Origin of the sequence: Mesorhizobium sp. M6A.T.Cr.TU.014.01.1.1 (genome assembly GCF_004022765.1) — a bacterium.
Classification (GTDB): Bacteria; Pseudomonadota; Alphaproteobacteria; order Rhizobiales; family Rhizobiaceae; genus Mesorhizobium; species Mesorhizobium mediterraneum.
This window is the reverse complement of sequence record NZ_RZPG01000074.1, coordinates 1-795: the sequence shown is the minus strand read 5'-3', so window position 1 is coordinate 795 and position 795 is coordinate 1. Positions and strand designations below refer to the sequence as shown.

The 795-nt window shown below is 63.1% G+C and carries 1 protein-coding gene; it reads left to right on the top strand.

Going from position 1 to position 795, the window contains the following annotated elements; genetic code table 11:
- The coding region (locus EN885_RS33010; RefSeq protein WP_135914604.1) for a beta-ketoacyl-[acyl-carrier-protein] synthase family protein at positions 1–744 on the top strand (744 nt) is incomplete at its 5' end.
- Positions 745–795 lie beyond the last annotated feature (51 nt).

Here is a 795-nt window from a genome sequence, read left to right as displayed (position 1 = left end):
TTCGGGGTGACCTCCGCATGTGCCTCGGCCAACCATGCGATCGCCTCGGCGGTGGATCAGATCAAGCTGGGCCGGGCCGACGTAATGGTTTCCGGGGGCAGCGACGCGCCGTTCGCATGGGGCGTGCTGAAAGCATGGGAAGCAATGCGCGTGCTTTCACCCGATACCTGCCGGCCCTTCTCCGCCGATAGGAAGGGCCTGGTGCTGGGCGAGGGTGCGGGCATGGCCGTGCTGGAAAGCTACGAGCATGCCACGAGGCGTGGTGCCACAATTCTTGCCGAGATCGCCGGCGTCGGCCTTTCCGCCGATGCCTTTCACATCGCCGCGCCATCTGTCGAGGGGCCAGCGTCGGCGATGCGCGCCTGCCTTGCCGATGCCGGGCTGAATGCCGAGGACGTCGACTACCTCAACGCGCACGGCACCGGTACCAAGAGCAATGATCAGACTGAAACGGCGGCGATCAAGCGTGTGTTTGGAAACCACGCTTATTCGATGTCCATCTCTTCCACCAAGTCCACGCACGCGCATTGCCTCGGCGCAGCGAGCGCGCTTGAAATGATCGCCTGCGTGATGGCAATCCAAGAGGACGTCGTGCCGCCGACCGCCAACTATCGCGAGCCAGATCCCGCTTGCGACCTCGACATCACACCCAATGTGCCGCGCGAGCGCAAGGTGCGCGTCGCCATGAGCAACGCCTTCGCCATGGGCGGTACGAACGCAGTTCTGGCATTCAGGCAGGTGTAGAAGCCATGCAAGACGCCTCATTTGAGGTCACCTGTCGTATCTAGCTGCTTG